Source organism: Pedobacter sp. AC163, from assembly GCF_979258665.1.
This window is the reverse complement of record NZ_OZ409872.1, coordinates 1,224,509-1,248,663: the sequence shown is the minus strand read 5'-3', so window position 1 is coordinate 1,248,663 and position 24,155 is coordinate 1,224,509. Positions and strand designations below refer to the sequence as shown.

30 protein-coding genes and 4 tRNA genes are annotated in these 24,155 nt (G+C 35.7%); 20 read left to right on the top strand and 14 right to left on the bottom strand.

Annotated features, from left to right (window positions below; genetic code table 11):
• Window positions 1-202 precede the first annotated feature (202 nt).
• The 12 genes from ACZZZK_RS05165 (at window position 203) to ACZZZK_RS05110 (ending at window position 8,517) form a co-directional block, all read left to right on the top strand.
• Entirely contained in the window at window positions 203-697 is a 495-nt protein-coding gene (locus tag ACZZZK_RS05165; RefSeq protein ID WP_463483200.1) for a DinB family protein, read from the top strand.
• A 55-nt stretch (window positions 698-752) separates the two neighbouring features.
• Window positions 753-1,169 carry a hypothetical protein gene (locus tag ACZZZK_RS05160; RefSeq protein ID WP_463483199.1) on the top strand — a complete coding sequence of 139 codons (417 nt, stop codon included), beginning with the start codon at window positions 753-755 and terminating at the stop codon, window positions 1,167-1,169.
• A complete protein-coding gene (locus ACZZZK_RS05155; protein WP_463483198.1) occupies window positions 1,160-1,534 on the top strand; it encodes a DUF1801 domain-containing protein in 375 nt (124 codons plus the stop codon). The genes ACZZZK_RS05160 and ACZZZK_RS05155 overlap by 10 nt, the downstream gene beginning before the upstream one ends.
• 32 nt (window positions 1,535-1,566) lie before the next feature.
• Entirely contained in the window at window positions 1,567-1,947 is a 381-nt protein-coding gene (locus tag ACZZZK_RS05150) for a DoxX family membrane protein (RefSeq protein WP_463483197.1), read from the top strand.
• A gap of 100 nt (window positions 1,948-2,047) precedes the next feature.
• Window positions 2,048-2,479, top strand: coding sequence for a DUF2147 domain-containing protein (locus ACZZZK_RS05145; protein ID WP_463483196.1), 432 nt, complete (start codon window positions 2,048-2,050; stop codon window positions 2,477-2,479).
• 5 nt (window positions 2,480-2,484) lie between these two features.
• Window positions 2,485-3,501, top strand: a complete 1,017-nt coding sequence (locus ACZZZK_RS05140; RefSeq protein WP_463483195.1) for a WD40/YVTN/BNR-like repeat-containing protein — start codon at window positions 2,485-2,487, stop codon at window positions 3,499-3,501.
• 218 nt (window positions 3,502-3,719) lie between these two features.
• Window positions 3,720-4,415: an HAD family hydrolase gene (locus ACZZZK_RS05135; RefSeq protein ID WP_463483194.1), complete on the top strand. Its 696-nt coding sequence runs from the start codon at window positions 3,720-3,722 to the stop codon at window positions 4,413-4,415.
• Window positions 4,412-5,248 carry a phosphoribosyltransferase family protein gene (locus tag ACZZZK_RS05130; protein ID WP_463483193.1) on the top strand — a complete coding sequence of 279 codons (837 nt, stop codon included), beginning with the start codon at window positions 4,412-4,414 and terminating at the stop codon, window positions 5,246-5,248. The genes ACZZZK_RS05135 and ACZZZK_RS05130 overlap by 4 nt, the downstream gene beginning before the upstream one ends.
• Before the next feature lie 3 nt (window positions 5,249-5,251).
• On the top strand, window positions 5,252-5,806 hold the full coding sequence (locus ACZZZK_RS05125; protein WP_463483192.1) for a TerD family protein: 555 nt from the start codon (window positions 5,252-5,254) through the stop codon (window positions 5,804-5,806).
• 4 nt (window positions 5,807-5,810) lie between these two features.
• Window positions 5,811-6,425 (top strand): TerD family protein, encoded by a 615-nt coding sequence (locus tag ACZZZK_RS05120; RefSeq protein ID WP_463483191.1) that lies wholly within the window; start codon window positions 5,811-5,813, stop codon window positions 6,423-6,425.
• 20 nt (window positions 6,426-6,445) lie between these two features.
• On the top strand, window positions 6,446-7,546 hold the full coding sequence (locus tag ACZZZK_RS05115; RefSeq protein WP_265797579.1) for a toxic anion resistance protein: 1,101 nt from the start codon (window positions 6,446-6,448) through the stop codon (window positions 7,544-7,546).
• An 8-nt stretch (window positions 7,547-7,554) separates the two neighbouring features.
• Window positions 7,555-8,517 (top strand): hypothetical protein, encoded by a 963-nt coding sequence (locus tag ACZZZK_RS05110; RefSeq protein ID WP_463483190.1) that lies wholly within the window; start codon window positions 7,555-7,557, stop codon window positions 8,515-8,517.
• A 4-nt stretch (window positions 8,518-8,521) separates the two neighbouring features.
• Here ACZZZK_RS05110 and ACZZZK_RS05105 read toward each other — a convergent pair whose 3' ends face one another.
• Genes ACZZZK_RS05105 through ACZZZK_RS05090 form a run of 4 tightly spaced genes read right to left on the bottom strand, consistent with a single transcriptional unit; the run spans window position 8,522 to window position 10,449 of the window.
• Window positions 8,522-9,385, bottom strand: a complete 864-nt coding sequence (locus ACZZZK_RS05105) for a dienelactone hydrolase family protein (RefSeq protein ID WP_463483189.1) — start codon at window positions 9,383-9,385, stop codon at window positions 8,522-8,524.
• A gap of 60 nt (window positions 9,386-9,445) precedes the next feature.
• On the bottom strand, window positions 9,446-9,931 hold the full coding sequence (locus ACZZZK_RS05100) for a phosphotransferase enzyme family protein (RefSeq protein ID WP_463483188.1): 486 nt from the start codon (window positions 9,929-9,931) through the stop codon (window positions 9,446-9,448).
• Window positions 9,932-9,966: 35 nt separating this feature from the next.
• Window positions 9,967-10,317 (bottom strand): phosphotransferase, encoded by a 351-nt coding sequence (locus ACZZZK_RS05095; RefSeq protein ID WP_463486279.1) that lies wholly within the window; start codon window positions 10,315-10,317, stop codon window positions 9,967-9,969.
• Window positions 10,318-10,449, bottom strand: coding sequence for a hypothetical protein (locus tag ACZZZK_RS05090; RefSeq protein ID WP_463483187.1), 132 nt, complete (start codon window positions 10,447-10,449; stop codon window positions 10,318-10,320).
• 110 nt (window positions 10,450-10,559) lie between these two features.
• Here ACZZZK_RS05090 and ACZZZK_RS05085 point away from each other — a divergent pair, with 110 nt between their 5' ends.
• Window positions 10,560-11,153, top strand: coding sequence for a 2OG-Fe(II) oxygenase (locus tag ACZZZK_RS05085; RefSeq protein ID WP_463483186.1), 594 nt, complete (start codon window positions 10,560-10,562; stop codon window positions 11,151-11,153).
• Window positions 11,154-11,190: 37 nt separating this feature from the next.
• On the opposite strand, the gene ACZZZK_RS05080 is transcribed toward ACZZZK_RS05085, so the two are convergent.
• On the bottom strand, window positions 11,191-11,610 hold the full coding sequence (locus ACZZZK_RS05080) for an SRPBCC family protein (protein WP_463483185.1): 420 nt from the start codon (window positions 11,608-11,610) through the stop codon (window positions 11,191-11,193).
• A gap of 188 nt (window positions 11,611-11,798) precedes the next feature.
• On the opposite strand from ACZZZK_RS05080, the gene ACZZZK_RS05075 reads away from it, so the two are divergent.
• The 4 genes from ACZZZK_RS05075 (at window position 11,799) to ACZZZK_RS05060 (ending at window position 15,476) form a co-directional block, all read left to right on the top strand.
• The gene (locus ACZZZK_RS05075; RefSeq protein ID WP_463483184.1) at window positions 11,799-14,249 is read left to right on the top strand and encodes a glutaminase family protein; all 2,451 of its coding nucleotides are present in this window, start codon (window positions 11,799-11,801) and stop codon (window positions 14,247-14,249) included.
• Between the two features lie 131 nt (window positions 14,250-14,380).
• The gene (locus ACZZZK_RS05070; RefSeq protein WP_463483183.1) at window positions 14,381-14,749 is read left to right on the top strand and encodes a response regulator; all 369 of its coding nucleotides are present in this window, start codon (window positions 14,381-14,383) and stop codon (window positions 14,747-14,749) included.
• Window positions 14,750-14,826: 77 nt separating this feature from the next.
• The gene (locus ACZZZK_RS05065) at window positions 14,827-15,012 is read left to right on the top strand and encodes a Sec-independent protein translocase subunit TatA/TatB (protein ID WP_056849829.1); all 186 of its coding nucleotides are present in this window, start codon (window positions 14,827-14,829) and stop codon (window positions 15,010-15,012) included.
• A gap of 215 nt (window positions 15,013-15,227) precedes the next feature.
• The gene (locus tag ACZZZK_RS05060) at window positions 15,228-15,476 is read left to right on the top strand and encodes a hypothetical protein (protein WP_265797569.1); all 249 of its coding nucleotides are present in this window, start codon (window positions 15,228-15,230) and stop codon (window positions 15,474-15,476) included.
• Between the two features lie 134 nt (window positions 15,477-15,610).
• On the opposite strand, the gene ACZZZK_RS05055 is transcribed toward ACZZZK_RS05060, so the two are convergent.
• The 5 genes from ACZZZK_RS05055 to ACZZZK_RS05035 all read right to left on the bottom strand — a co-directional run bounded on the left by ACZZZK_RS05055 (window position 15,611) and on the right by ACZZZK_RS05035 (window position 16,873).
• Window positions 15,611-15,694: transfer RNA gene (locus ACZZZK_RS05055), tRNA-Leu, on the bottom strand.
• Between the two features lie 72 nt (window positions 15,695-15,766).
• A tRNA-Gly gene (locus tag ACZZZK_RS05050) sits at window positions 15,767-15,839 on the bottom strand.
• Between the two features lie 182 nt (window positions 15,840-16,021).
• Window positions 16,022-16,105, bottom strand: a tRNA-Leu gene (locus tag ACZZZK_RS05045).
• 49 nt (window positions 16,106-16,154) lie between these two features.
• Window positions 16,155-16,227 (bottom strand) — tRNA-Gly (locus ACZZZK_RS05040).
• Between the two features lie 94 nt (window positions 16,228-16,321).
• Window positions 16,322-16,873 (bottom strand): regulatory protein RecX, encoded by a 552-nt coding sequence (locus tag ACZZZK_RS05035; protein WP_463483182.1) that lies wholly within the window; start codon window positions 16,871-16,873, stop codon window positions 16,322-16,324.
• On the opposite strand from ACZZZK_RS05035, the gene ACZZZK_RS05030 reads away from it, so the two are divergent.
• From ACZZZK_RS05030 to arsC, 3 genes are all read left to right on the top strand, one after another.
• A complete protein-coding gene (locus ACZZZK_RS05030; RefSeq protein WP_463483181.1) occupies window positions 16,872-19,331 on the top strand; it encodes a bifunctional UDP-N-acetylmuramoyl-tripeptide:D-alanyl-D-alanine ligase/alanine racemase in 2,460 nt (819 codons plus the stop codon). The two genes, ACZZZK_RS05035 and ACZZZK_RS05030, sit on opposite strands and share 2 nt — an antisense overlap.
• A 319-nt stretch (window positions 19,332-19,650) precedes the next feature.
• Window positions 19,651-20,241, top strand: coding sequence for a DUF502 domain-containing protein (locus ACZZZK_RS05025; protein WP_265802049.1), 591 nt, complete (start codon window positions 19,651-19,653; stop codon window positions 20,239-20,241).
• Window positions 20,242-20,252: 11 nt separating this feature from the next.
• Window positions 20,253-20,633 (top strand): arsenate reductase (glutaredoxin), encoded by a 381-nt coding sequence (arsC, locus tag ACZZZK_RS05020; RefSeq protein ID WP_463483180.1) that lies wholly within the window; start codon window positions 20,253-20,255, stop codon window positions 20,631-20,633.
• Here the strand turns inward: arsC and ACZZZK_RS05015 are convergent.
• The 4 genes from ACZZZK_RS05015 to ACZZZK_RS05000 form a co-directional block, all read right to left on the bottom strand.
• A complete protein-coding gene (locus ACZZZK_RS05015; RefSeq protein ID WP_463483179.1) occupies window positions 20,589-21,086 on the bottom strand; it encodes a hypothetical protein in 498 nt (165 codons plus the stop codon). The two genes, arsC and ACZZZK_RS05015, sit on opposite strands and share 45 nt — an antisense overlap.
• Before the next feature lie 51 nt (window positions 21,087-21,137).
• The gene (locus ACZZZK_RS05010) at window positions 21,138-21,596 is read right to left on the bottom strand and encodes a hypothetical protein (RefSeq protein ID WP_463483178.1); all 459 of its coding nucleotides are present in this window, start codon (window positions 21,594-21,596) and stop codon (window positions 21,138-21,140) included.
• Between the two features lie 234 nt (window positions 21,597-21,830).
• A complete protein-coding gene (locus ACZZZK_RS05005; protein ID WP_029289075.1) occupies window positions 21,831-22,538 on the bottom strand; it encodes an LOG family protein in 708 nt (235 codons plus the stop codon).
• Window positions 22,539-22,556: 18 nt separating this feature from the next.
• Complete coding sequence (locus tag ACZZZK_RS05000; RefSeq protein WP_463483177.1) at window positions 22,557-24,065, bottom strand: sodium:solute symporter; 1,509 nt, start codon at window positions 24,063-24,065, stop codon at window positions 22,557-22,559.
• Window positions 24,066-24,155: the final 90 nt, after the last annotated feature.

Here is a 24,155-nt window from a genome sequence, read left to right as displayed (position 1 = left end):
TAAAAAAATAGTGTTGAAAACTATTTAATTAGTTGATTTATCTTTCTGGAGCCTTCATAAATTTTCGCCTTAATTATTCTTAAATTGTCTTATTGTAGAAGCTCGTCTGTCTGATTTACCCCCTCAATATGACCTAAATAGCAACATTTTAGTTTTATAGTATTCGCTAATTTTATTTTGTCATTAATAAAAGAATTTAATTATGAGTGTACAGCCAAAATGCAGCAAGCTTTATGGTTTTATGGTGCTATATGAAATGCAGACTGATTTTCTTGTAAGAGCGCTAGACGGAATTAAGGAAACAGATGCGCAAAAACGATTGGATACGAAAGCAAACCACATCGCTTGGATAACGGGGAGTGTGGTTTCTGGTCGCTATTATCTTGCAAGCTTATTGGGTATTGATGCTGAATTTTTAACAGGTGAACTTTTTAAAGATAACCATGGCATAATTGATGACGCTACTTATCCTTCACTAGCTGATTTTAAAAGAGATTGGGAATCGATTTCACCCTTGCTGCATGAGGCATTGATTAATGCATCAGAAGAAAAATTGAATCAAAAAATAGAAATGCCAGGCATGGAAATGACTTTGTTTGATATGATTAGTTTTACCAGCTATCGCGAAGCCAATTGCATTGGACAAATAGCACTATGGAGAAGGCTGCTGGGCTACGCAGGAATGAGTTATATGTAATTGTTAGCTAAAATTGCACTTATTTGCATCAATTGAATTCAAAATATAAACGTTAATGAGGAACAAAAAACTGGAGCTTTTACAACCCTTTGTAGGAAATTGGACTACCCAGGGGCGAACAGTTGATGAAAAAGGCATTATTGGTACCGATGTGTATAAATGGATAGACGGTGCTTTTTTTATGATACATTATGTGGATGTCTGTTTTGGGGATGTGAAGACTAGCTCGGTAGAAATTATTCATTATGATGAGTTGGAAGATGTTTTTAGAACACAAGCCTTTGGGAGTGATGGGTCAATATCAATATCTACAATAAAAATAATTGATGACATCATTCTCATTTTTGCCGATAGTGAACGCTTTCAAGGTAAATTTAAGCTTAATAAAATAGAAGGTACTTGGGAACAAAGAGTTAATGGAGAGTGGCAACATTGGATGGATATTCAACTAACAAAGACATCATGCCGTTAAAGAAACTTAGTTTAAGTGGCAAAGCCGAAGTTGATGAATTTATCAACCAGTTGAATCATCCTTACAAGGAGGAGATATTGCTGTTGCGTTCCATCATGATCAATGCTAACAGTGATATAAAGGAAAGGGTAAAATGGAATGCACCAAGCTTTTATAGCAAGAAAGATATGGCTGCGTTTAATCTTAGGGCAAAGGGATATGTTCAAATTATATTTATCTTTTATGATGGCAAAATGATTGAAGACCCATCGTTTTTACAAGGAAGTTGGAAAGATAGAAGAGAAGCTCGATTTTATGGTGTGGAAGACATCAAAATGAAGCAATCTGCATTGGAGCAGTTTGTAAACGACTGGTTAAGTTTATAAAACAAACCACATAAAACTTAATAAACTAAAACATGAAAATTGCAGTAATTATTATCCGAGTACTATTAGGAGGTATGTATATTTTTGCCTCAGTGCCAGTTCTTTTTAATATTTCAATGGGCGAAATGCCCAAAATGACGGCTGATCAGACCACCTTTATGTCGGGAATTCTGGTAGCCAAGTACTTATTTCCTTTAATTAAAGTTACAGAGTTGATAGCTGGCCTGATGTTATTGATAGGAAGAACGGCACCATTAGCAGCAATAATTATTTTTCCAATAACCTTAAATATTTTCTTGTATCATGCTTTTCTAGGCCCTAAAGAATTACCTATGGTTGGTGTAATGTTATTATTTAATTTGTTTTTATTTTACGCTTACCGACAAAAATATTTGCCTATCATTTCGAAATAATATTTTCCCTTATTAAAACTTTCTCATACTTTTTTGCTTTATTTATTGTTTCAATATAAAAGATGATTAATTATCTTTAAAAACTAACTGATAATAAAATATGAGAAAATTTCCCTTTTTGCTGCTGCTTTTTGTGGCTGTTTCTTTTTCGGCATTAGCGCAAAGCAAAGATGCTATAGTTGGTAAATGGCTTAATTCATCTGGTGAAGGACAAATAGAGATCTTCAAAAAAGGAGATAAATATTATGGAAAGTTGGCCTGGATGAAAGAACCAAATCTAAATGGAAAACCAAAGTTAGATGCCAGAAATCCAGATGCTGGTTTGCAAAAAAGACCACTGCTCAATTTAGAGATTTTGAAGAACTTTGTTTATGAGGATGGCAAGTGGACTGATGGTACGATATACGATCCAAAAAGTGGTAAAACTTATAGCTGTAACATGACTTTAAAAGGAAATGATGTTTTAAACGTTCGGGGTTATGTAGGGATTTCACTACTTGGGCGTTCGGAAACTTTTAGAAGAGTAAAATAGTTAATATGAAGAAAATATTATGGTGCCTTTTAATGGCACCTTTTTTTTGCGCTGCACAATCGTATTCGTTAAAACCACTAAACGAAAACACCAAAACCAGTTTACGTGGCTTAAGTGTGGTAAGTGATAAGGTAATTTGGGTAAGTGGAAGCAATGGATCAGTTGGAAAAACTATTGATGGTGGTAAAAGCTGGCATTGGATTAAACCCAAAGGTTACGAAAAACTCGATTTTAGAGATATTGAAGCCTTTGATGACAAACAAGCTATTATTGTAAATGCAGGTTCACCGGCTTACGTTTTGAAAACGATTGATGGTGGCACAAATTGGACTGAACATTACAAAAACGCAGATTCGGCGATTTTTTTGGATGGATTAGGATTTTGGGACAAAAACAAAGGCATTATTTTTGGCGATCCGATCAAGGATAAAATGCAGCTACTCGAAACTGTAGATGCTGGTAAAACCTGGGAGGATATCTCTCCCAATTTAAAAGTATCATTAGCAAAAGGTGAGGCTGGCTTTGCTGCGAGTGGAAGCACCATTAAAACCTTATCGGGTGGCAAAGTTTGGATCTCTACAGGTGGAATGGTCTCTAATATTTATTATTCTGATGATTACGGTCAAAATTGGAGCGTATTTAAATGCCCAATTTGGCAAGGTAAAGAAACTACAGGTCCATTTTCTATGGATTTCTATAATTCAAAAGTAGGAGTTGTTGTAGGCGGCGATTATGTTCAGGATAAAATAAACACAAACAATGTGCTGCTCACTAATGATGGTGGCCAAACTTGGGAAAAGCCCATTATACCTGTCTCTGGTTATCGATCTGGCGTAACTTATATTAATGCAAAAACGCTGGTAGCTACAGGCACATCAGGTACCGATTTATCCGTTGATGGCGGTAAAAATTGGAAACATATTTCTGATCAAAGTTTTAATGCTATTCAAAGAAGTAAAAAAGGCAAGGCTATCATTTTGGCTGGAGAAAAAGGATCTGTCTATCAGTTAAGCCTAAATTAAATTATTGTTAATCTGTAACAGAAGGACCAATCTTCGTTCTAAACGGTATAATAAATTTTTGGTTGAGTGCATTTAAGTTCAATATTTTTGTTTCTTTGCTCTATCTAAATATCAAAAACAAAGCTTATCTGTGATAAAACTTACAATCAAATATTTCTAGTTCTACAATCAATTTTGTAATATTAGAATTTTATAACACAGATTAGGAAATAGGCGCAATGGCTTTTTACAAACATTATTCATTCGATCTTTGGTTAACGTTGATTAAATCAAACCCAACGTTTAAACTCGAAAGAACCAAATACTTTCATGCGAAGTTTAATGCAAAGCAAAAAAGTATGGATGAGGTCGGTGCTATTTTTCGCCAGGTAGATTTGATGGTGAATGCCATTAACGAAAAAACCGGTAAAAATGTTGATGCTGATGAAATGTACCTCATGGTGATTAGCATGATCAACGATTTCAGTTTTGCTTTTAACGAGGTAGGTTTAGAGAAGATTTACAATGATATGGAAGAGCTGCTTTTTGAACACATGCCGCTTGTGTATTGTGAAAATTGTTTACCCGTTCTGTCTCAAATAAAAGAAAGCAATTTAAGTTCTACCAATATTTTAAGTAATACAGGATTCATCAAAGGAAACACCTTAAAAAAAGTGCTTCATCATTTACAGATAGATCAATTTATCGATTTTCAATTGTATTCTGATGAGGTACGGCTATCAAAACCAAACCCTAAATTTTTCGAATTGATGTTAAACAACATTGATAGAAGCAAACATCCCGAGCTTGATTTACAACACATTATTCATGTTGGGGATAATCCGCATGCTGATATTCGGGGCGCTAGTGCAATGGGTATACAAAGTATGTTGATCAACTCCAATAATCAATCTATTTTAACGTTACTTTCATGATTCCTTACACGTACTCACTTCACAAAATTGATAACACAGCCGATTTTGGCTTCAATCCCGATCATTACAGTCGTTTTAAATTTGGTGATAACTTCATTGCAAAATCATTTGGTAAGGATTTGGCAGACGGATTTATTAAATATTACCTGGCTGATAATTTAATTACTGATCAAATTGTGGTCATTTCAAGTCCGTACAGCTTTATTCCCACAGCTACCTTTGCGATGAAAAACTATTTCGTTTCTCAGCTAAATCGCTGGTTGGTAGAAAACGGAGGCTTGCAGGTACAAGAAACCAAAGTGCACAGAACGGTTACTTACAAGGAAGATTATGGCGAGCTAAGTGCCGAAGAACGTTTAAGCCTGATCGGCAATGATTCTTTTCACATTGATAAAGATTTTCTGGTTGGAAAAACCTTATTATTTCTCGATGATATCAGGATAACGGGTAGCCATGAGCGAATGATTTTGAAAATGGCTAAAGCGTATGGCTTATCAAATGAAATGCATATGCTCTACTTTGCCGAGTTGGTGAATAAAAACATTCATCCAAACGTAGAGAATTTCTTAAATTACCACCAAATCAAATCAATTTTCGATTTGGAGGAAATTATAGATGGAGGGGATTTTTGTTTCAACACCAGAATTGTTAAGTATATTCTCAATACCGCTTCAGAAAGTTTTAGCATCTTCCTCGAACGTAGAAATGGCGATTTTATAAACGAATTGTACGATTTGGCGCTAGGAAATGGCTATCATACCATTGAAGCTTACGCCAAAAATTTACATCAAATTAAAAATTACATCAAAAATAACAACTATAAATTAATTTAAGATATGGCTATTAACTTGCAAAAAGGACAAAGAGAAAACATTGATGCACCTAAATTTACAATCGGTTTAGGCTGGGATACCAACAGCTCTTCAACTGGTGCTGCATTCGATTTAGATGCCTCGATTTTTATTTTAAACGATCAGAAAAAATTAGTTTCTGACGAAAATTTTGTTTTCTACAACAACTTAACTTCTCCTGATGGAGCAGTGGAACATACAGGCGATAACTTAACTGGGGATGGTGATGGTGATGATGAACAAGTGAAAGTAGATTTGACTAAAATTGATCCAAGAGTAAGCGAAATTTGTGTGGTGGTTACCATCCACGATGCTGAAGCCAGAAAACAAAACTTTGGTCAGGTAAGAAACTCTTTTGTAAGAATATTCGATGCCACAACCAATGAGGTGATTTTGAAGTATGAATTGGAAGAAGATTTTTCAATCGAAACAGCAGTTGAGTTTGGCAGAATTTACAAACGCGAAGGCAAATGGAAATTTGAAGCGGTTGGAATGGGAATGAAAGGTGGTTTACAGGATTATTTAAACAAATATCAATAAAATTATGGCAATCAATCTTCAAAAAGGTCAGCGAATCAATTTAGAAAAATCAAACGGAAGCAAGCTGCAAAATGTTTGTGTTGGTATTAACTGGGGCGCTATCGAAAAGAAAGGAATGTTTGGTTTCGGTTCATCAAAAGAAGCCGTAGATTTAGATGCCAGCTGTGTTTTATATAACGACAGTAAGCAACTTTTAGAGGTGGTTTATTTCGGTAACTTAAAATCTAAAAACGGATCGGTAAAGCACAGTGGCGATGATTTAACTGGCGACATGGGTGGCGACGATGGCCTGGATAATGAAGTGATTACTTTGGATTTAGCTCAATTGGATGCCAATGTGAATTACGTAGCTTTTGTTTTAAATAGCTTTAGAGGACATGACTTTGGTACCATTCCATTTGCTTCTATCCGTATTTACGAAGGCACCAGCAAACGTGTGAATGAGGTTTTCGCTACTTACGATATTGCAAATGATGCTGCCTTTAAAGGCTCAGTATCTATGGTTATGGGCGTTTTCTACAAAAAAAATGGCGAATGGAAATTCAATGCCATCGGAGAACCAACCCGCGATAAAAAATTAGAAGAAACGGTTAAAACTGTAACCCAAAACTATTTATAGTTTACAGCTTAAATATAACTATGGAAACCAACCCAAACGAAGCGATCCCGAATCTAACGCCAGTTAAACTGGATAAAGATGGCAATGTAAATCTCGAAGTAATTACCACTGAAGAAACTGCAAAATATAGAGAGATTGCAAAATCTTTAGAACCATCTGATGTGAATTCCATTTTAAATTATGGAAGTGAAGCACAAAATTCGATGGAGAAATATAGTAACGATTTCTTAGCATCGGTAAGAACTTACAACAGTGGTGAAGTGGGCGGTCTTATTAACGAACTGCTTACCGAACTGAACTATATTGATGTTTCTGAACTGGAACAAAGTGGCTTCAAAAGTTTTATCTCTCGCATTCCATTTTTAAAAAATCTGGTTGTTGATGTGAAAAAACTGTTTCAGAAATATGATGTGGTGGTTAATAATATTGATAAGATCACCAACAAAATCAAAGCTGGTCGGTTAAACTCAATTAAAGATAATACCGCTTTACAAACCATGTTTGATAGCAATGTAAGCTACATCAAACAAATGGAAGATTTAATTATTTCTGGTCAGTTGAGATACAACGAACTTCAGCTCAAACTTGCCGAAATGGAAGGCAGACCTGCAGATTACCAGGATTATGAGATAGCTGATTTGAGAGATTTTACCAGCCGCCTGGATAAGCGTTTGGCGGATATGAAAATTGTTCGTTTCATTATGTTGCAGTCTCTGGCTCAAATTAGGGTAGTGCAAAATAACAATACATCAATTGCAGAAAAAGCACAATCTATTGTTTCTACAACCATTCCTGTTTGGAAAAACCAGTTAACCATTGCGGTTGCACTACAAAGGCAAAAAGCCAATGTAGAAATGCAAAAGAAAGTTTCGGATACCACAAATACCATTTTGCAGAAGAATGCAGAGATGTTAAAACAAAATAGTATCGATGTTGCTAAAGAAAATGAAAAAACTGTTGTTTCTTTGGAGACCTTAAAAATGACAACCTCTTCGTTAATTGAAACATTAAACGAAGTGAAACAAATTCATGAAGCTGGGGCACAAAGCAGAAAAGTACTCGATGGTGAATTGAAAACTTTAGAAGCAGAGTTGAAAAAGAACGTGACGAGGGTGAGCTAAACTAAACTATGGATGAATACCGTTTAAATATTCTAAATAAATCAAACGCAGAGATCAACCGTTTACAGTTGCTCTCTGCGTTTTTTGATGATGAAATTATTTATAAAATCTTCTTAAGAACGCAGGTTATTCATCAACTATTTTCCAATAATGAAGATTTGGAAATAGAAAAACTCGATCTTTTTCATTTACAATTTACGGATAGCGTTATTGCCTTACTCCGGAAAATTAAGAAAAGCAATGAGAAAAATGTGGCCTTAATTTATGATGAAATTGATCTGAATGAAGCCCTAATTGATAAAATTTCAGGCTCGCTCGATGATAAAAATAAATTCACGCAAGATAAACAGAAGCAAACATTAAAAGTAAACCAATCGCTTAGGCGACTGTACAACAATCTCTCTGATCTAAGCACCGATTTTCCATTCTCAAAAAATATTAACGTATTCAGTGCCAAGTACGCAAACGATTATTATTTCGATTTAACAGCCGACCAGTTATCACAATTGGTCGATTATCAAGGTAAAAATGTTTATTCGAATGCGTATGCTGTGATTGAAAAGAAATTAATGGGAAGACTTTGTAAGTTCGATTTTAGAACAGAGTTTCATCTGGGTTTAAAATCTGGCGAATTAATTATCGAGGTATATAAGTTTTTGGATAATAAGACTTATTTCCTGTTTTATCCCAGCAGAAATCTGTTCCTGATATGCGATTTATCAGTTTTTAAAGATCTCGATACTTCCAACAATCTTTCAGAACGAGAAAGAATTGTTCAGGAATTAGAATACAAAAATGATAAGTTGAAAAGTAATGCTGCGGTGATGAAAACGGCCATGTCTAAGGATGTACAAGATTTATTAGAAAGCAGCTACCAGAAAATTTCTGATATCAACTTTCTAAATCACCTCAATAATTTCGATGTACAATCGAATATTTTGAAAGAAATGCTACGTACAGATCTTTTTTAAACCGCTATCTCGTTAAAATAGAGAGTTTACTTTTAAACAAATCGATAGTTCGTTGCCAAGCCAATTTAGCTGCGGCTTCATTGTACCTAGTTGGCGAAGTGTTATTGTTAAAAGCGTGGTTCACGCCATCGTAAATATAAATTTTGTAGTCTATTTTGTTTTCTTTCAATGCTTGCTCATAGGCAGGAATCCCAGCGTTTATGCGCTCATCCAAGCCACCATAATGTAACATCAAACTGGCTTTAATTTTCGGTACATCGGCTGCATTAGCTTGTGCGCCATAATAAGCTACAGCAGCTTGCAATTTCGGATCGTTAACAGCAAGTTTATTGGCCATTCCACCGCCCCAGCAAAAACCTACACAACCTACTTTACCATTTCCATCTTTCCTGTTGCGCAGATATTCCAGTCCTTTCAAATAATTTTGAAGGTTCTTTTGTGGATCAAGCTTACCAATTAGCTCCCGCCCTTTATCTTCATCTGCTGGTGTTCCGCCAAGCGGAGAAAGTGCATCTACACCAAGCGCTAAGAAACCTTCGGCTGCAATGCGTTTAGTTACATCAATGATATGTGGGTTTAAGCCCCTGTTTTCGTGAATAACCAAAACACAACCCAACTTCTTTTTGCCTTTTGGTTTTGCTAAAACTGCTTTCATATCACCATCAACACCTGCGTAAGTAACATTTTCTACTTCAATGTCATCACTATTAAAATCAGCTGCAGCAGCATAATTATTTTCTAACATAGGTAAAATAGTCAACGCTAATGCCGTGCTACCAGCAAGAAGCGCAAGCTTTTTCATGAAATCTTTTCTGCTTACCTGGCTGTGGGTATATTCGTCGTAAAGGGTAATGATTTTCTGATCCATTTTAGGTTGATTTTTTATACACAAGATAACCAAGCCTTGCGATATTTAATACATTTTTTGCTAAAAGTTACAATAAAGCGCTACCCATTTTTTTATCAATTCTACCCGATGCTTTACATACCTTGGCGTTAAGAATGTGTTAGACCAATCATCGTAATTATCGTAAAAGAATTTTAAAAAAAAGATATGGAAACTAATTCCTAAATAGGGAATTGCCAATATTTCATCATCGGTTAACGTCCTTATTTCTTGATAAGCTTTTAAAAAAATATTGAAATCTACTTCTGCTTGCTCTTTGGTAATCCGGTTATTTAATTGATGGAAGAAAAAATGATTCAAAAACGACATCAAATCGTTAACTAAATAACCTTCTCCTGCAAAATCAAAATCGAAGAAAGTGATTTTACCACCCTTGTCAAAGTGAAAGTTTTTTGGAAAAAAGTCGTAGTGGCAATAACCATAAGAAAAATTTGAGGTATTAAATGATGAAAATTTATCTATTACCTTTTTAGATAGTGCATTAAGATATTCATATTCATCAGCCATTTCTCTAAAATGAGGCTTTAAAGTTCTCAATGGCGCTAATAGCGTGTTTCGAAGTTGAATTGTTGTCGCTGATGCTTAAGTTTTAGATTTACAGTGGTTTGATGTAATTTGGCAATGTCTCTACCAAGTGTGATTAAATGATCTTCATTCAAGTCAATGATTACGTTTCCTTCAGCCCAAGAAAATAGTATGCCATTTCGTGTCCCTTCAATGGCATTAAATTGTTGTATTTGTTTCCCACTTCTATCTTTTAATGGATGAGAAACCGAATTTCCGTTTGACTTTAAAACATTTAATAACTCCACTTCGGCTTCTATCTCATTTATTTTGCGGTGAGAATCACGATAAATTTTAAATATGTATCGCTCTTTTGTGTTCTCTACCAGCTAAGTATCGCTCACATTTCTAATTAGTAAGCTACAAGTTGTATCCTGTTCTAGTTGATAACCGTCAATGAGATATTTATTTAAGGCCGTTGCCGATAAGGTAGAATATTGAGCCGGGAAAATAGAGTTCATTGCTGCGGAATTAAAAATCAATCAAATATATAAGATTAAAATCGTGGGAATACTTTAATTAGACTACCTTGTAATGTTTTGAACGTGTTGTTCTAATTAACGTTGACTTATTGACAGAGATATTCGATTGCCTTATAGATAGTTATATCGAAGATAAGGTTGGTGTTGTAGAAAATTTTCTTAGTATCGCTCTCGCTGCTCATTTAAAGACCAATTTAATTCATCTTTTTCAAAATAAAGAACTTCTCAGCGCTGGCATTGGTAACAATAAAATTGTTGTTCAGGACAAACTCGTTAGGAGTGATGTAATTTATTGGCTGGATAGGAGACATAATAACCCATACGAAAATGAGTTTTTCGATTTGATGGATAAATTTGTGCTTCACTTAAATAATACTTGTTACACGGGCATTACTGGCTACGAATTTCACTACACGCTTTATCAACCAGGAGCATTTTACAAGAAACATATAGATCAGTTTCAAAACAATGGCAGCCGACAATATTCACTAATTCTGTATTTAAATGCAGATTGGAAAATTGAGGATGGGGGAGAGCTTCGCATTTACCAAAATGATGCACAGCAGAATATTTCTCCAGTTAGCGGCAAAGGTGTTTTTTTTAAAAGTGCCGATTTGGCTCATGAGGTTTTAGTAACCAACAAACAAAGGATGAGCATTACTGGCTGGCTAAAAACAGGTTAACAAAAAGCGCTTTCTAGGTTTGAAAGCGCTCTTTATGTTAGTTCTCTTCCGTATATTTTTTAAAATTATCTAAAATGGACTGCCAGCCGTCTCGCTGCATTTCTATCGGGTTCTGATTTTCTGGATCGAATGTTTCAATGACTTTTGTTTTACCATCTGTTTCTTCAAAAGTGATTTTCACTTGCCTTCCATCGCCCAAGCCATATTCAATAAGTTTATGCTTTTCTACTTTGCTGTAAATTCCTTCGAAGTCAAAACCCATACTGCCATCTTTTGCTTCCATTCGGGTTTTGAATTTCCCGTCTGTTTTTAAATCGTTTTCGGCATAAGGCGCATGCCAATCACTCGCTGCGAAGGTCCATTTTGTAATGTGCGCTGGTTCCGACCAGTATTTCCAAACTTTTTCTACTGGCGCATTAATAATGGCTTCTATTGTTATTGGTGTTTTAGTTTCCATTTCTTGAGATTTAATTTTTATGTAAAGCTAATTGAAGTAATCACATTCCGGCAAGGGCGGATGCGACAAATTACCGGTGTAATTTTCTTGAAATAATTTTTTTCTTTCGTAACAAATTGAAAACAAATGCGAAAGTAAACTTTGATTACTTACTTTGGATGCTAGTTAAACGTTTTACCAAATATGTTATGAGAAAAATTTTAGTGCTACTTCTAGTAAGCTATACAGCTGTGTTTGCACAACAAAGATCGGCACCAGCTTATCCTTTAATTACCCACGATCCTTATTTTAGCATTTGGTCCTCATCAGATTCTTTGCACAAAAGTACAACCAAACACTGGACTGGTGCCAACCAATCGCTCACTGGGATGATTAATGTTGATGGAAAAATTTATAATTTCCTGGGTCAATCAGAAAAAGTTTATCGCTCTATTTTACCTACCGCCGATGAAAAACCAATGGAATTGTCATTTACAGAAAGCAAGCCAGATGCAGATTGGTTTAATGTAGGTTTTAACGATAGTAAATGGGAGAAGGGAATGGGGCCAGTTGGTAGTGAAAAATCACAGGTAAGAACATTATGGAGCAAGGATGAAGTTTGGACAAGACGTGTTTTTACGCTAAAAAATATAAACAGCGACAAGCTTTTTTTTAAAATTAAACATGATGACAATGCCATAGCTTACTTAAATGGTCAGGAAATTTACAATGTACCCAAGGTGGAGGGCAAATTTGTTTATATCCCCTTAGATAAAGCACTTTTGAAAACCGGGAAAAATGTGCTAGCCGTTTATGCCAAAAATACCGGAGGGCCATCATTTTTAGATTATGGTTTAGTAGAAGAGCCTACCGATGCCAATGCCACAAAGATCGAAGAAGCAATACAAAAAAGCTTAACCTTTAATGCTACACAAACCATTTATACAGTTAGGTGTGGTAAAATTGATTTGACTTTAACATTCACATCTCCACTTTTAATGAACGATCTGGATCTTCTTTCGAGGCCAGTTTCCTACATCACCACTAAAGTTAAAGCCAATGATGGAAAACAACATGAGGTAAAACTGTATTACGGGGCATCAACCAATATCGCAACGCATAGTGCTTTCCAGAAGGTTGAAGCAAAGAAATATGGCACTGCAACCCTTTCTATATTAAGGGCGGGTACCATTGAGCAACCTATACTAAAAAGAGCGGGCGATGACGTGAGGATAGATTGGGGTTATATGTACGTTGCTACGCCAGCTAGTTATAAAAGCATTCAAAACATTTCAAGTGTCAGCAATGCATTAACCACATTTTTAACGGGCAAACAATTCAAACAAAATGAATTACAGGGCGAACAATTGGTTTTGAATACTATTATTCCATTAGGAAAAGTGGGGGCTACAGAAAGGGAAAATTATGTGATGTTGGGCTACGATGACCTCTATTCTTTACAATACTTTCATACCAATTTAAAACCATGGTGGAATACCACCGGTAAGGAAACGATCGAGAACCAGCTGCAAAAGGCCAGTGCCCATTATTCTGAAGTGACGCAAAAATGCAAGGCTTTTGATCAGAAATTACATCAGGATGCTGTAAAAAGTGGAGGAGAGAAATATGCACAGTTATGTATTTTGGCTTACAGACAAGCGGTTTCTGCCCACAAATTGGTGCAAAGCCCAAGTGGCGAGTTACTATTTCTATCTAAAGAAAATTTTAGCAATGGATCTATCGGAACGGTTGACATTACTTATCCTTCAGCACCTTTGTTTTTAATTTATAATCCTGAATTGGTTAAAGGCATGATGAACGGAATATTTTATTTCAGCGAAAGCGGCAAATGGACCAAACCTTATTCAGCACATGATTTAGGGACTTATCCATTAGCAAATGGCCAAACTTATGGAGAAGATATGCCAATCGAGGAATCGGGAAATATGTTAATCTTAATGGCTGCCATTGCTAAAACCGAAGTTAATGCCAGTTATGCTAAAAAGCATTGGAAAACCCTAAGCATTTGGGCAGAGTATTTAAGCAAAGAAGGTTTAGATCCGGCCAACCAATTATCCACTGATGATTTTGCCGGTCACCTGGCCAGAAATGCAAACTTATCGGTTAAAGCGATCGTTGCCTTAGGCGGATATGGGATGTTGGCAACCATGCTTGGTGAAACGGCAACAGGGAATAAATATACTGAAATGGCCAAAGAGATGGCTAAAAAGTGGATGGAGTTAGCGGATGCGGGTGATCATTATGCCTTAACTTTTAACGACAAAAATACATGGAGCCAGAAATATAATCTGGTTTGGGATAAAGTGTTAAATCTTGGCTTATTCCCGCAATCGGTTTATGATAAAGAAATTAAATTCTATTTAACAAAACAGACAAAATACGGCTTGCCATTGGATAGTCGTAAAACTTATACGAAATCTGACTGGATCACCTGGACAGCTACCTTAGCATCGGATAGAAAGGATTTTGAAGCTATAATTGAGCCAGTGTATACTTATGCTATTGAAACGCCAGATAGGGTACCAATGAGTGATTGGCATGAAACCAAAGATGCCAGAAGGCAAAATTTTACGGCCCGAAGTGTAATTGGCGGATTCTTTATTAAAATGTTAGAGGAGAAATTAAAGAACAAAAAGTAGTGCCTTCATCTGCAGTTTTCTCATTCTATTCTAATAGGCGCTAAAATTTTAAAAACAATTCATTTCATTGTTGGTTAATTAATTGGTTTCTAAATATTTAAAATTGATCAGGTTAGAATAAAATTAAGGAGATGGGAAAAAGGGTGTGTGTGCTAGAAGATGATGAGGGAATTAGGGATGTAATTATTCTTTTATTACAAGAAGAGAATTACGATGTAACAGGTTTCGCAAGTATAGAAGACTTCAATTTAAATGCTAAAAATCTTAAACCAGATCTATTTTTGCTCGATGTAATGCTTCCTGATGGAAGCGGTATTGATATTTGTAGTGGTTTAAAGACGGCTGATAGTACTAAAAATATTCCGGTTCTGATGATGAGTGCTCATGCAAAAATTGGAGAAATTAATAAGACTTGTAATGCTCAGGGATTTATTTCCAAGCCTTTTGATATTTATGATTTGTTGAAGCGTGTGGATTATCAATTAAATCTTCCATCCTAATTTTTGTTGGAAACCATAATGGTTTAATCAACGTATATACAAACAGATTCATTCAGAAAAACCTTAAACCATAAAACATGACACATTCAACCATTGCAGCAATACTTGGCGGTCCAGAAATGATAATTCTTGGCGTTGCTATCCTTTTATTATTCGGAGGCAAGAAAATTCCAGAATTAATGAGAGGCTTAGGAAAAGGCATTAAAGAATTCAAAAACGGACAAGAGGGTACAGAAGAGCCTAAGGTTCAGAAAGAAGTATAAAATATTTGCTTAAATAAAAAACATTTACCGAAAAACATTTGAAAACTTCAGATCTACCATCTGGAGTTTTTTTATTATAGGATGAACTTGGTTGGAACCGATGTAACAATGCTTTGCTTAAAATTAACTTTTAGATTACATATAAAACATTCACTAGCGTTAATTTTGCCCCGTTCTTGAAATAGACTAACACAAGAGCCGAATGTTAAAAACAAATGAAATATCTAGTTAAAGAAATAAGTGAAGGAAATTGCGATATCACCTTATTGCCAGAGAATTTAAATGATCGGAACCTTTTAATCGAAGCGACAAGAAACTTACCAAAAAATAATCAAGAAACTATTCAATTTCACTATGAACATGCACTAAAGAATGAAGTTCATAATCAAGCTGCTTTTATATCCTTAAATGAGTCAGAAAGTAACTACCCCAAAAGAGTAAACGTAAATTATCAAATTGTATAAAAGTTCAAGGCTTTCCTAACAAGAAGGCCTTTTTTTATGGACTAACTTATCTTAGTGAGAAGGGTGAGTTCAAAAAAATGTAGGCATAAAAAAAGCCATCATTGCTGATGGCTTTAGTTTCGATTTGTTTATTGTACTCGGGGCGGGAATCGAACCCGCACGCCTTTGAAAGCACAGGATTTTAAGTCCTGCGTGTCTACCAGTTCCACCACCCGAGCATTAGTCAATCCCGATAAATCGAGTTGATTAATGTTTTAAAATAAATGCCTTCCGGTAGGAAAGGCATTTAGAGCGAAAGACGAGATTCGAACTCGCGACCCCGACCTTGGCAAGGTCGTGCTCTACCAACTGAGCTACTTTCGCATGAATAATACAATCGCTGTATTCCCTTTGGGGTTGCAAATATAGAAATATAAATTTCAGATTCAAAAATTATTAAAAATTATTTTTTGTTGATTGATAATTCTTCTTTTATCCATCTTCAGAAGTTGAATCAACAAAAAAAGCCATCATTGTTGATGGCTTTAGTTCGATTTTTTTTGAAGTACTCGGGGCGGGAATCGAACCCGCACGCCTTTGAAAGCACAGGATTTTAAGTCCTGCGTGTCTACCAGTTCCACCACCCGAGCAGGCGATTAACCTTTTAAAATAAATGCCCTCTGGTAGGAAGGCATTTAGAGCGAAAGACGAGATTCGAACTCGCGACCCCGACCTTGGCAAGGTCGTGCTCTACCAACTGAGCTACTTTCGCATTAAACAAAACCGATATGCTGTTTCGTTTTGGTGTTGCAAATATAGACAGATTTATATTTCTGTCAAGGGATTTTTTATTAAAAATTTAATATTTAGTTTAAATTGCTGGCTTTCAGTGCCACTAAAATTAAATCAGTTTCAAATCCTCTGCCTTGAAGATAAGTCATTAGCTTCATTTTTCGTTTTAAAGGATTAACTTCATTTAAAGTTCTTGCTTTTTTTAGGGCTAAACTTTCTATGGTTTGCATATAATCATCGTCATCTAAACTATATAGCGCTTTTTGTAAAATTCTATCCGGAACGCCTTTTAGTTTCAAACCCTGCTTAATTTTAATTCTTCCCCACTTTTTAATGTTGAATTTTCCCGAGGCATATTGCTTTGCAAATCGTTCTTCGTTTAAAAAATTGTTGGTGATTAATTCTGATAAAATTTCTTCCAATTCATCGCCACGCATTCCCCATTCCACCAATTTATATCTTACTTCTTTTTGCGAACGTTCCTGGTAAGCGCAAAAGTTTTCAGCTTTGGCCAATGCCTGTTTTTTATCTAATATTGCTGCTTCTTGTTTACCCGTTTTCATAATTAATTGGTGAACTTCGTAAAAATAAAAACGATTACCATAATTTCCTGAATATAATATCATGTTGAATCCGATATATACCATTTCTACCGTAGCTGAAATTTTAAATGCTGATGCAAATTTATTCAATACAGAAGCACGAATTACGCATTTGGTAATCGATAGTAGATCGGTTTTGGTTCCTGAAAATTCCTTGTTTTTTGCTTTATTATCCCATCGAGATGGACACGAGTTTATAAAGGATGCTTACAGCAAGGAGATCAGAAATTTTGTGATTACCGACACGAGCTATTTACAACAATATCCTGATTGTAATTTCCTGTTAGTTGATAACGCATTAAGTGCATTACAAAAACTCGCTATTTATCATCGAAATAAATTTGATTTAACCTGTATCGGCGTTACCGGTAGTAACGGAAAAACCATTGTGAAAGAGTGGTTGTATCAACTTTTGGCTAGCGATTACAGTATTGTTCGTAGTCCGAAGAGTTACAACTCACAAATCGGTGTTCCACTTTCTGTTTGGCAAATCGACGCAGATAATAATTTAGGAATTTTTGAGGCAGGTATTTCTGCAGTGAACGAGATGGAAACATTATCCGTAATGATCCAACCTGAAATCGGAATTTTAACCAATGTTAGAGAAGCTCATGCAGAGGGTTTTAGTTCGAGAAAAGAAAAGCTGACCGAAAAGTTAAAGTTATTTACAAATACGGATCTGCTGATCTATTCGCCAGAATACACGACAGAAATCAACGAAAAAGATTTACCGGGTAAAAAACATTTTAGTTGGAGCACTAACCAAATGGCCGATTTGCGGATTACTGCTGTTGAACCGATTGAAGGGAATTGCTATTTAAGAGCGATTTATCAAGATCAGGAAATTGAATGCATGTTACCTTTTAAGGATAAGGCATCGATAGAAAATGGCATGATTTGTTGGGCAACCTTGCTCGCTTTAGGCTATTCTGCAGAACAGGCTGATCTTCGTTTGGAAAAATTAAGTCATGTGAGTATGCGCTTGGAACTTAAGAATGGCATTAACCAGTGCTCCATCATCGATGATTCTTACAGTGCGGATATTTCATCGTTAGCCATTGCACTAGATTTTCTCAATCAACAGAATCAACATCCTAAGAAAACCGTAATTCTTTCTGACTTATTTGAAACGGGTCAGGACGATCTGGATTTATATACCGAAATTGCTGATTTATTGATGCAGAAGAAAGTGAATCGTTTGATCGGGATCGGCCCACACATTTCAAAATATGAAAGCCTCTTTAACACCGAAGCCCAGTTTTTTGAAACGACAAATGCTTTCATTGAAGCATTTCCAGGTTTACAATTCAGTCATGAAACCATTTTAGTAAAAGGCGCTCGGCGATATGAATTTGGAAGGATTAGTAAATTGCTTACTCAAAAAATCCATGATACGGTTTTAGAGATTGATTTGAATGCCATGGTTCGCAACCTGCAGTTCTATCGTTCGAAAATAAAACCCGGTGTTAAAATTATGGCCATGGTTAAGGCTTTCTCTTACGGAAGTGGAAGTTTTGAAATTGCCAATTTATTGCAGTTTCACAAAGTTGATTATTTGGCTGTGGCCTATGCCGATGAAGGAATTGCCCTTCGCAAAGCGGGAATAACACTTCCTATTATGGTGATGAGTCCTGAAGAATCTGCTTTTGAAGCCATCATTAAACATCAGTTAGAACCTGAGATTTATAGTCTCGAAATTTTGAATAGCTTCTTGAATGCACTTTCTGATTATGATTTCGATTACCCTATTCATATTAAGATTGATAGTGGTATGCACAGATTGGGATTTGAATCTGCCGATATGGAGAATTTAGCAATATGCTTACAAAATTCGCAACGGCTAAGCGTTAAAAGTATATTTTCTCATTTGGTAGCAAGCGGAGAAGCCCTTCACGATGGTTTTACTGAACAACAAATTGAAAAATTCAATTCCATTGCTACACAACTGATAGCAGTTTTAGGCTACAAACCTTTACTTCATATTGCCAATACGTCGGGAATTAGCCGCTGGCCAAACGGACAAATGGATATGGTTCGTTTAGGAATAGGCTTATATGGTTTCGACGCTGCTTTAGCTAATAACCGCGGCTTACAAACGGTAATGGTACTTAAAACAACCGTAACGCAGGTTAAAACCTTAACGGCGGGCGAAACGGTTGGATATAGCAGGAGAGGAGTGATGCCAAATGGGGGAAAAATAGCGACGGTAAAAATCGGTTATGCTGACGGCTATGCCCGTATTTTTGGTAATGGCGTAGGTAAAATGCTCATCAATGGACATTTGGTGCCGACCATAGGTTCCATTTGCATGGATATGACGATGCTGGATGTTACTGGCCTCGATGTAAAAGCTGGAGACGAAGCCATTGTTTTCAATCAGGAACATACTATTATGCAGCTTGCAGACGATATCAACACGATTCCTTATGAAATCCTTACAAATATTTCACAGCGGGTAAAGAGGGTTTATTTTTATGAATAGGTTAGTTTATTAGTAATTAGTTCATTGGTAATTAGTTTATTAGTCATTTGTGCACTAGTTCATCAGTCTGGATGCATAATTGCATGTGTGCCAATACACATTGAAATTTATCTACCATGCTAACTAATGAACCAATGACGAATGAACCTTTAAATTTATCCATCATGCTAACTAATGAACCAGTGACGAATGACTAATGAACTTTAATTTTATCCACCATGCTAACTAATGAACCAATGACCAATGACTAATGAACATTTAAATTTTATCCATCATGCTAACTAATGAACTATTGAACAATTTTGAATAAATTTGCAGCATGAACAGAGTAGGGAAAGCCATTTTAAACTATTTAATTAAAGGTTTATTAATTGTTGTGCCCATCGCTGTGAGCATTTTTATTGTAGTTTGGGCAGTTACAACTGTTGATAGCTGGCTAAATGTAAACAATATTCTGGGTGTAAATCCCCGTACAGGCGAAAGCAGAAACATTCCGGGTCTGGGTTTACTAACTGTTGTAACCATTATTTTATTGGCTGGTATCTTCGTAACCAATTTGGTAACCGAGCCGATGTATAACTGGTTTCAGCGCATGATGCATCGCTTGCCTTTGCTTAATTTCATTTATTCATCTATTAAAGATTTAACCGAAGCTTTTGTTGGTGATGAGAAAAAATTTAATCATCCGGTATTGGTTGAAGTTGAAGGTGGAATGAAAAAAATTGGGTTTTTAACCCAAAATGATTTGCATAAACTCGATCTTCCTGACGATGTCGCCGTTTATTTTCCGTTGTCTTATTCATTTGCTGGTCAGCTTTGTATTGTGAAAAGAGATAAGGTTAAGGATTTAAAAATGAGCGCAGGAGATGCCATGAAATTGGTAGTGAGCGGTGGTGTTAGCGGTTTATAATTCGAGTAAGAATGATTCAGATTTATCATAATAACAGATGCACCAAAAGCCGCCAGGCTTTACGGGAACTGGAAAATAGTAATAGAGATTTTGAAGTAATCTATTATCTGGAAACTCCACCAAACAAGGCGCAATTAATTGAACTAGTCAAAAAACTTGGTATTAAGCCATTTGAATTGATTCGTAAGACAGAGAAAATCTACATCGAAAATTATAAGGGTAAAAACTTAACCGATTTAGAATGGATTGATGCCATGGTGAAAAATCCTGTTCTCATAGAAAGACCGATTATAGTTTCGGGAGATAAGGCCGTGATTGCCCGCCCGACAGAGAGAATCAAAGAAATTTTAGTAGAAAACATTACGGATAAAAGACATGAAAAGCACGATTAAAACCATCGCATAAAGAATTCTGGAATAATATTCTCGAATAAATAAGCCGATAAAAAAAAGCATGTCATCGTCGGTATTGCCGTGAATTAAGCCATTGCTGGTAGATGAATTATAAATAATTTGTGTATCTGTATGGTTATTTAGCGACCACCTGCTTAACCAGCTGTTTTGATAACTCCAATCAAAATTGTCGCCATTTGCAAACGTTACTCTCGCCTTAAATGCAAGCCAATCGTATCTAATGGTTGCTAGAAGCTCGTGATTACTATTTAAAATTTTGGTTTCGGGATTGCTATAGCCATCACTTCTCAATAAATAAATCCCTTTTTGAGTGGTGGCAATTGCCGAATTTTTTAATGAACTAAAATTGATCGAAAATTTTAGGTAAGTACCCTCAAATACTTGATAATTACTATCAAATAACCCTTTTCTCCAATTTAATATCCTTTCCATTTCCACAGGGTGCTATAATTTCCTATATCCTAACTTACTATTAACGATTTATCAAACAGCTGCTGCCGCTCTTCTATTGTAAATTTGTTTAATAAATAATCCTGCAACGATTAACAATTTATTGTCAGTGTCAGCTGTTATCGAACCCATTCTTTTACCAGCACTGTACATGATGTTTGTATTGTTATTATTGGATAACAACCATTGCGATTTCCAAAAACTGGTCGGTTTCCAGGCATATTCGGCTCCAGATTCCATATTAATTGTTGCTTCGAATTTCCAATTACCGTAAGTAATCACCCCAAAAACCTTATTCGTTTTCTGGTCAATTATATTTGTTTTTGGCTTCCAAAATCCCACACTTTTGAAAAAATAGCTTTCGTTTTCTAATGTAGCTTCTGCATCACTTTTCCAGGTGCTAAATGTAATTGCACCTTTTTGTACTCCTTCAATAAACAATTCGAAATTTGAGTTAAACCAATTGCTTTTCCAATCAATAAACTTGGCCATTTGAAATATGTTTCGATTTAGATTAAAGTTATTCTAAGTTGTTACACCAAAATGTTAAACATAAAAAAAGTGCCTGCAGAACAAGCACTTTTTATAATTACTGAATTTTGAATGATTAATTCACTAAATAAAACCCCAAAGTAAAATCTTGTAATTCTGGTTTAATTTTTTAACGTCCAAAATCTTGGGAATCTTATATCCCTTCAATTCTGGTCAATAATCCTTTGATTCTGATTAAAAATTCGGTTTAAGCACATACTTATCATAGAACCTAAAAATGTGTTCGGCAGCTTCTTCAGCAGTATCAACAAGGCGGAATAAATTTAAATCTTCCTCGTGTATGTTGTGTTCCTTCTGCAGCATTGTTCCTTTAATCCAGTCGATTAATCCGCTCCAGTAATCTTTACCCAACAATACGATTGGGAAGCGGGCTATTTTACCCGTTTGAATCAGCGTTAATGCTTCGAAAAGCTCATCCATGGTGCCAAAACCGCCAGGTAAAACCACAAAACCCTGACTGTACTTCATAAACATTACTTTACGGACAAAGAAATAATCGAATTCCAATAACTTATTGTGGTCGATATATTTATTGTGGAATTGCTCAAACGGCAACTCAATATTTAAACCTACAGATTTTCCGCCGTTTGTATGTGCACCTTTGTTACCAGCTTCCATAATCCCTGGACCACCGCCGGTAATTACCCCATAACCGCGATCGGTAAGTAATTTACCACATTGTTCGGCAAGCTGATAATATCTGTTCGTTTCTGCAGTACGGGCAGATCCGTAAATGGTAACACAAGGACCAATTTTAGCCAATTTCTCAAAACCATCTACAAACTCGGCCATTATTTTAAAAATTTGCCAGGAGTCGGTTACCTTTATTTCCTGCCAATCTTTATTTTCAAAAGCGCTTCTAATTTTTTCTTCACTCGTCATATATACTGTATTCTAATATTAAAATTTGGTTTGCGCATCAGTTTTTTTGCTGATTAAAAGCAAGCCGATAAATGTGATTAAACCGTTAATTAAAATCAGTTCAACACTAAAAACATAGCCTCCTAAAATTTCTTTTGAATAGCTTGAAAGCAAGTAACATAAAAAAGGGGATAAAATGCAAACTATTGGTACTAATTTATCGTGCAAGCCACGTTTTTTTACAAACAAACCAAAACTGTAAAGGCCCAAAAGTGGCCCGTAAGTGTAGGAGGCAATAGTGAAAATTAAACTGACTACTGATGAACTATTTAGTGCATTGATTACGATAATAACCAGAAACATTAAAATTGAAAAAGCCACGTGAACAGTGTGGCGTTTTTTTACAGCATCTTTAGCGTTTACATTTTCGGCTTTTGCCATCCCTAAAAAGTCTACACAAAACGAGGTAGTTAAAGCAGTCAGTGCCGAATCGGTGGTGGCAAAAGTAGCTGCGGTTAAGCCTAACATAAATATAATGGCAGGTACTGCGCCCAGGTTGTTCAATGCAATTTCAGGGAATAACAAATCGGTACGAGGTTTCCCCGTAATATGGTCAAGAGGAATCTCAATGCCATTTTTAGCGGCGAAGATATACAATAAAGCACCCACGCTTAAGAAGAAAACATTTAAAATTACAAACACACCTGTAAAAGTGAACATGTTTTTTTGCGCTTCTTTTATGGTGCCCATGCTTAAGTTTTTCTGCATTAAATCCTGATCTAAACCCGTCATGGCGATGGTTACGAAAATACCTCCGATAAACTGTTTGCTGAAATACCACTTATTGGTTAGGAAATCATCCCAGAAAAATATTTTCGAATAACTGCTGTCTTTTATCGTTTCAAATGCTTGCGGAATGCTTAAATTTAAGCTGCTGCAAATAAAATAAATGGTTAAAAAAACAGATAATACTAAGAAAAACGTTTGCAAAGTATCTGTAATAATGATAGTTTTTAAACCGCCTTTAAACGTGTAAGACCATATTAGGGCCAATGAAATTAACACTGTTAACCAAAATGGAACGCCGTAATTATCGAAAATGAAGCGCTGTAAAACAATTACCACCAGATACAACCGTGTTGCCGAACCCAGTGTACGGCTTAAAAGAAATATAGAAGCTGCTGTTTTGTAGCTGTAATGACCTAAACGTTGCTCAATATAACTGTAAATTGAGGTCAGGTTCATTCGGTAATAGAGTGGCAAAAGTACCGTACAAATGATAATGAATCCGACTGCGTTACCCAAAACGAACTGAAAATATTGGAACTGATTTCCTGCAGGTGCACCAACTTCGCCAGGTACTGAAATAAATGTTACTCCAGAAAGTGCTGTTCCAATCATTCCAAAGGCAACCAAGTACCATTTCGAGTTTCTGTTGGCAACAAAAAAGGAATTATTATCAGATGAATCTTTGGAGGTGACGAAAGAAATAACAATCAGTACTAAAAAATAACCAATTAAAAAGCACAGTAGGATGGTTGGCGACATAGTTTTGTTTTAAGGTGTTAAATGTAAAGAAAACGATTTTTATAATCAATATTTTGATTTGGAAATCAGGTTTCAGTTTTCATCGGCTAA

Bases quoted from the DNA above. Each gene is read 5' to 3' on its own strand.
- ACZZZK_RS05165 (WP_463483200.1), top strand. From the start codon at position 203: ATGAGTGTACAGCCAAAATGCAGCAAGCTTTATGGTTTTATGGTGCTA.
- ACZZZK_RS05160 (WP_463483199.1), top strand. From the start codon at position 753: ATGAGGAACAAAAAACTGGAGCTTTTACAACCCTTTGTAGGAAATTGG.
- ACZZZK_RS05155 (WP_463483198.1), top strand. From the start codon at position 1,160: ATGCCGTTAAAGAAACTTAGTTTAAGTGGCAAAGCCGAAGTTGATGAA.
- ACZZZK_RS05150 (WP_463483197.1), top strand. From the start codon at position 1,567: ATGAAAATTGCAGTAATTATTATCCGAGTACTATTAGGAGGTATGTAT.
- ACZZZK_RS05145 (WP_463483196.1), top strand. From the start codon at position 2,048: ATGAGAAAATTTCCCTTTTTGCTGCTGCTTTTTGTGGCTGTTTCTTTT.
- ACZZZK_RS05140 (WP_463483195.1), top strand. From the start codon at position 2,485: ATGAAGAAAATATTATGGTGCCTTTTAATGGCACCTTTTTTTTGCGCT.
- ACZZZK_RS05135 (WP_463483194.1), top strand. From the start codon at position 3,720: ATGGCTTTTTACAAACATTATTCATTCGATCTTTGGTTAACGTTGATT.
- ACZZZK_RS05130 (WP_463483193.1), top strand. From the start codon at position 4,412: ATGATTCCTTACACGTACTCACTTCACAAAATTGATAACACAGCCGAT.
- ACZZZK_RS05125 (WP_463483192.1), top strand. From the start codon at position 5,252: ATGGCTATTAACTTGCAAAAAGGACAAAGAGAAAACATTGATGCACCT.
- ACZZZK_RS05120 (WP_463483191.1), top strand. From the start codon at position 5,811: ATGGCAATCAATCTTCAAAAAGGTCAGCGAATCAATTTAGAAAAATCA.
- ACZZZK_RS05115 (WP_265797579.1), top strand. From the start codon at position 6,446: ATGGAAACCAACCCAAACGAAGCGATCCCGAATCTAACGCCAGTTAAA.
- ACZZZK_RS05110 (WP_463483190.1), top strand. From the start codon at position 7,555: ATGGATGAATACCGTTTAAATATTCTAAATAAATCAAACGCAGAGATC.
- ACZZZK_RS05105 (WP_463483189.1), bottom strand. From the start codon at position 9,385: ATGGATCAGAAAATCATTACCCTTTACGACGAATATACCCACAGCCAG.
- ACZZZK_RS05100 (WP_463483188.1), bottom strand. From the start codon at position 9,931: ATGGCTGATGAATATGAATATCTTAATGCACTATCTAAAAAGGTAATA.
- ACZZZK_RS05090 (WP_463483187.1), bottom strand. From the start codon at position 10,449: ATGAACTCTATTTTCCCGGCTCAATATTCTACCTTATCGGCAACGGCC.
- ACZZZK_RS05080 (WP_463483185.1), bottom strand. From the start codon at position 11,610: ATGGAAACTAAAACACCAATAACAATAGAAGCCATTATTAATGCGCCA.
- ACZZZK_RS05075 (WP_463483184.1), top strand. From the start codon at position 11,799: ATGAGAAAAATTTTAGTGCTACTTCTAGTAAGCTATACAGCTGTGTTT.
- ACZZZK_RS05070 (WP_463483183.1), top strand. From the start codon at position 14,381: ATGGGAAAAAGGGTGTGTGTGCTAGAAGATGATGAGGGAATTAGGGAT.
- ACZZZK_RS05065 (WP_056849829.1), top strand. From the start codon at position 14,827: ATGACACATTCAACCATTGCAGCAATACTTGGCGGTCCAGAAATGATA.
- ACZZZK_RS05060 (WP_265797569.1), top strand. From the start codon at position 15,228: ATGAAATATCTAGTTAAAGAAATAAGTGAAGGAAATTGCGATATCACC.
- ACZZZK_RS05030 (WP_463483181.1), top strand. From the start codon at position 16,872: ATGTTGAATCCGATATATACCATTTCTACCGTAGCTGAAATTTTAAAT.
- ACZZZK_RS05035 (WP_463483182.1), bottom strand. From the start codon at position 16,873: ATGATATTATATTCAGGAAATTATGGTAATCGTTTTTATTTTTACGAA.
- ACZZZK_RS05025 (WP_265802049.1), top strand. From the start codon at position 19,651: ATGAACAGAGTAGGGAAAGCCATTTTAAACTATTTAATTAAAGGTTTA.
- arsC (WP_463483180.1), top strand. From the start codon at position 20,253: ATGATTCAGATTTATCATAATAACAGATGCACCAAAAGCCGCCAGGCT.
- ACZZZK_RS05015 (WP_463483179.1), bottom strand. From the start codon at position 21,086: ATGGAAAGGATATTAAATTGGAGAAAAGGGTTATTTGATAGTAATTAT.
- ACZZZK_RS05010 (WP_463483178.1), bottom strand. From the start codon at position 21,596: ATGGCCAAGTTTATTGATTGGAAAAGCAATTGGTTTAACTCAAATTTC.
- ACZZZK_RS05005 (WP_029289075.1), bottom strand. From the start codon at position 22,538: ATGACGAGTGAAGAAAAAATTAGAAGCGCTTTTGAAAATAAAGATTGG.
- ACZZZK_RS05000 (WP_463483177.1), bottom strand. From the start codon at position 24,065: ATGTCGCCAACCATCCTACTGTGCTTTTTAATTGGTTATTTTTTAGTA.